This window comes from Microbispora sitophila (assembly GCF_014892245.1).
GTDB classification, from domain to species: Bacteria; Actinomycetota; Actinomycetes; order Streptosporangiales; family Streptosporangiaceae; genus Microbispora; species Microbispora siamensis.
Map to the genome: position 1 here is coordinate 1 of NZ_JADBGC010000060.1, position 5,694 is coordinate 5,694.

The window sequence follows — 5,694 nt, forward strand, 5'->3', positions numbered from 1 at the left end:
GCCAACTACGCCGCCGCCAACACCTTCCACGACGCCCTCGCCCACCACCGCCACACCCAAGGCCTCCCCGCCACCAGCCTCGCCTGGGGACTATGGGCCCACACCAGCACCCTCACCACCAACCTGAGCCAGATCGACCGGAAGCGGCTGGCCAGGCTCGGCCTGCATCCGCTCGCCACCGCACACGCGCTGGCCCTGTTCGACGCAGTCGTCTTCGGCCAGGCCGGCCAGCCGTCCGTGCTCGTGCCGGCGCGGCTGAACACGGCGACCGAGACGCCCCCGCCCCTGCTGCGCCGCCTGATCTCTCCCCGCGGATCGGCCACCCGGGCCGCCCGGGCCGCCCAGGCAACCGGTCAGGACACCTCACTGGCCGCCCGGCTCGCCGGGCTCACTCCCGAGCAGCGGACCGAGGCCCTGCTCGACCTGGTCCGCACCGAAGTCGCCACCGTCCTCACCCACCCCAACCCCACCGCCATCCCCGCCGACCGACCCCTCATCGAACTCGGCCTCGACTCCCTCACCGCCGTCGAACTCCGCAACCGCCTCACCACCACAACCACCCTCCGCCTCCCCGCCACCCTCACCTTCGACCACCCCACCCCCCACGCCATCGCCGATCTGCTGGACGGCCTGCTCGGAGGCGCCCGTACGGAGAAGGCACCCGTACGGGCCGAAACGGCGGCGATCGGGGCCCTGGCCGACGACCCGGTCGTCATCGTCGGCATGGCCTGCCGGCTTCCCGGCGGCGTCGAGTCGCCCGAGGCGCTCTGGCGACTCGTGGAGAGCGGCGGCGACGCGGTGTCGGAGTTCCCCGCCGACCGCGGCTGGGACCTCGAAGGGCTCTACGACCCCGATCCCGACCATCCCGGCACCTCGTATACCCGGCACGGCGGGCTCCTGCGGGACGTCGCCGACTTCGACGCCGCCTTCTTCGGCATCTCGCCCCGCGAGGCGCTCGCGATGGACCCGCAGCAGCGGCTGCTGCTCGAAGTGGCGTGGGAGGCGTTCGAACGGGCCGGGATCGACCCGCAGCGGCTCAAGGGCAGCCGGACCGGGGTCTTCGCCGGTGTCATGTACCACGACTACGCGCCCCGGCTGCAGGAGGTCCCCGGCGACCTGGAGGGATATCTCATCAACGGCAGCGCGGGCAGCATCGCCTCGGGACGCGTGGCGTACACCTTCGGTTTCGAGGGCCCCGCGGTGACGGTGGACACGGCCTGCTCGTCCTCGCTGGTCGCCCTGCACCTGGCCGCCCAGTCGCTGCGTACGGGCGAGTCGGACCTCGCGCTCGCGGGCGGCGTCGCGGTGATGTCGTCGCCCGCCACGTTCGTGGAGTACTCGCGGCAGCGGGCCCTGTCGGCGGACGGGCGGTGCAAGGCGTTCTCCTCCTCCGCGGACGGCACCGGCTGGGGAGAAGGCGTAAGCCTGCTGCTCCTCGAACGGCTGTCGGACGCGCGCAGGAACGGACACCCGGTGCTCGCGGTCGTCCGCGGCTCGGCCGTCAACCAGGACGGGGCGTCCAACGGCCTCACCGCCCCGAGCGGGCCGTCCCAGCAGCGGGTCATCCGGCAGGCGCTCGCCAACGCCGGGCTGGCCGCGTCCGAGGTGGACGCGGTCGAGGCGCACGGCACGGGCACGACGCTCGGCGACCCCATCGAGGCGCAGGCGCTGCTGGCGACCTACGGCCAGGACCGGCCCGCCGACCGGCCGCTGTGGCTCGGCTCGCTGAAGTCCAACATCGCGCACACCCAGGCCGCCGCGGGCGGCGCCGGGGTGATCAAGATGGTCATGGCGATGCGCGGCGGCGTCCTGCCGAAGACGCTGCACATCGACGAGCCGAGCCCGCATGTGGACTGGTCGAGCGGCGCCGTACGCCTGCTCGACGAGGCTCGCCCCTGGCCGGAGACCGGCCGTCCGCGGCGGGCGGCGGTCTCGTCGTTCGGGGTCAGCGGCACGAACGCGCACGTGATCCTGGAGCAGCCCCCGGCCGCCGAGGAGCCGGACAGGAAGGCGCCTGCGCCGCCGCCCGCCGTGCCGTGGGTGCTGTCCGGGCACCTGCCCGAGGCACTGCGCGGCCAGGCCGTCGGCCTCGCGACGTACCTGGACGGCCGTGCGGACCTCGACCCCGTCGACGTGGCGCACTCTCTCGTGTCGGCCAGGGCGCTGTTCGCCGAGCGCGCCGTGGTGGTCGCGCCGAGCAGCGCCGAGCCGGCCGCCGATCTGTCCGCCGGGCTGGCCGCGCTCACCCGCGACGGCGCCCTGCCCGAACACGTCGTACGCGGCACGGCCGACGTGACCGGCAAGGTGGTGTTCGTCTTCCCCGGGCAGGGCGGGCAGTGGCCCGGCATGGCAGCCGGGCTGCTGGAGACGGCGCCGGTGTTCGCGGAGCGGCTCGCCGAGTGCGGGCGGGCGTTGGCCGAGTTCGTGGACTGGTCGCTGCTCGACGTGGTGCGCGGCGTCCCCGGCGCGCCGGGGCTCGACCGGGTCGACGTGGTCCAGCCGGTGCTGTGGGCCGTCATGGTCTCGCTCGCCGAGCTGTGGCAGTCGTACGGCGTGCGTCCCGACGCCGTGGTCGGCCACTCGCAGGGAGAGATCGCTGCGGCGGTGGTGGCGGGGGGCCTTTCGCTCCGCGACGCCGCCCGCGTGGTGGCCCTGCGCAGTCAGGCCATCCGCACCCTGTCGGGCGACGGCGGGATGGCGTCGATCGCCCTGCCTCTGGAGGAGGCCGAGGCCCGGATCGCGGCCTGGGACGAGCGGCTGTCGGTCGGGGTGGTCAACGGGCCGGGCAGCGTGGTCGTGTCGGGCGAGGTGGGCGCCCTGGCGGAGCTGCTGGCCGCGCTCGACGCCGAAGGGGTGCGCAACCGGCGGATCCCGGTCGACTACGCGTCGCACTCCGCCCAGGTGGAGCTGATCGAGGAAGAGATCGTCAAGGCGCTGGCCCCCGTCGCTCCCCGGGAGCTGACCGTGCCGATGCTGTCGACCGTCATCGGCGACTGGGTCGGCCCCGAGGAACTCGACGCGGAGTACTGGTACGCCAACCTGCGCCGGCCGGTGCGGTTCGAGGCCGCCACCCGGGCGCTGGCGACCGGCGGCCACAGCGCGTTCATCGAGATCAGCCCGCACCCGGTGCTCACGTCGAGCATCGAGGACACCCTCGACGCCGCGGACGTCGCACCGGCGCTGGTCACCGGCACGCTCCGGCGCGACCAGGGCGGACCGGAACGGTTCCTTGTCTCGGTCGCCGAGGCGTTCGTGCGCGGTGTGCCGGTCGACTGGAGCGTCGCCCTCGCCGGGTCGGAAGCGCGCCTCGCCGACCTGCCCACCTACGCCTTCCAGCGCACCCGTTACTGGCTCGACGCCTCCCGTACGTCCGGGGTGGGCGGCTCGGTGGAGGACGCCGCCCCCGGTGCGCCCGCGCCGGCGCCCGCGCGGCGGTTCGCCGGACTCGACCCGGCACAGCGCCACGAGGCCGTGCTCGATCTCGTCCGTACGGAGGTCGCCGCGGTGCTGCGGCACTCCGACGGCGAGGCGGTCGCGCCGGCCAGGGCGTTCAAGGAGCTGGGTCTCGACTCGCTGACCGCCGTCGACCTGCGCAACCGGCTCCGGGCGGCGACCGGGCTGCCCCTGCCGACCACGTTGATCTTCGACTATCCCTCGCCCACCGCGGTGGCCGAGCACATCCTGACGGCTTTGGGCGACGCCGAGACGGACGGCGAGGACAAGCCGACGGACGATCCGCTGACCGCGCTGCGGCGGCTGGAAGCGAGCCTGCTCGCCGAACCGGACGAGCGCGGCGAGGTCGTCTCCCGGCTCCGCGCGCTGCTGGCGCGCTTCGACACTCCGGCCGCTGCGGACGACGACCCGGACGCCGAACTCGACCTCGACTCCGCCACCGACGACGAACTCTTCGACCTCCTGGACAGGGGCTGATTCCTGATGGCGAACGACGAAAAGCTGCGCGAATACCTCAAGCGTTCGATCGCGGAGACCAAGCAGGCGGAGCGCCGGCTACGGCAGATCGAGGCGAAGTCACGCGAGCCGATCGCGATCGTGGGGATGGGCTGCCGCCTGCCCGGCGGGGTGGCCTCCCCCGAAGACCTGTGGGACCTGGTCGCCGAGGGCCGCGACGCCGTCACCGAGTTCCCCGCCGACCGCGGCTGGGACCTCGACGCCCTGTACGACCCCGACCCCGACCACCCCGGCACCTCCTACACCCGCCACGGCGGCTTCCTCGACGACATCGCCGGATTCGACGCCGACTTCTTCGGCATCTCCCGCCGCGAAGCCCTCGCCAGCGACCCCCAGCAACGCCTCCTGCTCGAAGTCGCCTGGGAAACCCTCGAACGCGCCGGCATCGACCCCACCACCCTCAAAGGCAGCCGTACGGCGGTGTACGCGGGGGTGGCCGACCGCACGTACGGCTCCCGGCTGCCGCAGGTGCCCGACGAGCTGGAGGGATACCTGGCCATCGGCAACCTGGGCAGCGTGCTGTCCGGGCGGATCGCCTACACCTTCGGGTTCGAGGGCCCCGCGGTGACGGTGGACACGGCCTGCTCGTCGTCGCTGGTCGCGCTGCACCTGGCCGTCCAGGCGCTGCGTACGGGGGAATGCGACCTCGCGCTCGCGGGTGGCGTCACGGTGATGGCCAGCCCGATCGGCTTCACGGAGTTCTCGCGGCAGCGGGGGCTCGCGCCGGACGGGCGGTGCAAGGCCTTCTCGTCGTCGGCGGACGGCACCGGCTGGGCCGAAGGCGTGGGCCTGCTGCTGGTCGAACGCCTGTCGGACGCGCGGAAAAACGGCCACCGGGTGCTGGCCGTCATCCGCGGCACCGCCGTCAACCAAGACGGCGCCTCCAACGGGTTGACCGCCCCCAACGGCCCCTCACAACAACGCGTCATCACCCACGCCCTCGACAACGCCGGACTCGGCCCCCTGGACGTGGACGCCGTCGAAGCCCACGGCACCGGCACCACCCTCGGCGACCCCATCGAAGCCCAAGCCCTCCTGGCCACCTACGGGCAAAACCGCCCCGCCGACCACCCCCTATGGCTCGGCTCCCTCAAATCCAACATCGGCCACGCCCAAGCCGCCGCCGGCGTCGCCGGCATCATCAAAACCGTCCACGCCATCCGCAACAAACTGCTGCCGCAAACCCTCCACATCGACCAGCCCACCCCCCACGTCGACTGGACCACCGGCACCATCCGCCTCCTCACCGAGCAACGCCCCTGGCCCGAGACCGGACATCCCCGCCGCGCCGCCGTCTCCGCCTTCGGCGTCAGCGGCACCAACGCCCACGTCATCATCGAACAAGCACCCGACCAGGACGAGACGGCATCCGACACGACCCCCACGCCGCAGGCATCGCTTACCGCGACATCGGACGCGGGGCGCGCGGTGCCGGTGGTGCCGTGGGTGATCTCGGCTCGGTCGCGGGAGGCGCTCACCGCTCAGGCCGCCCGGCTGGCCGATCACCTGGACCGGCACCCCGAGCTGGACCCGGTCGATGTCGGCTACTCCCTGGCCACCACCCGCACCCACTTCGACCACCGCGCCGTCGTCATCGGATCCAACCGAGGCGAACTCCTGGAACGCACCCGCGCACTCGCCGGCGGAAACACCGGTGCCATCGTGACCGGGATCGCCCGGCCGGGCGGGGTCGCCTTCGTGTTCACCGGCCAAGGCAGCCAACGC

At 73.4% G+C, this 5,694-nt stretch carries 2 protein-coding genes; both read left to right on the forward strand.

Going from position 1 to position 5,694, the window contains the following annotated elements:
- The coding region (locus tag IL992_RS45220; RefSeq protein ID WP_193209452.1) for a type I polyketide synthase at positions 1–3,930 on the forward strand (3,930 nt) is incomplete at its 5' end.
- A gap of 3 nt (positions 3,931–3,933) precedes the next feature.
- Positions 3,934–5,694 (forward strand): type I polyketide synthase (locus IL992_RS45225; protein ID WP_449843681.1); only part of this gene is annotated, 1,761 nt, incomplete at its 3' end.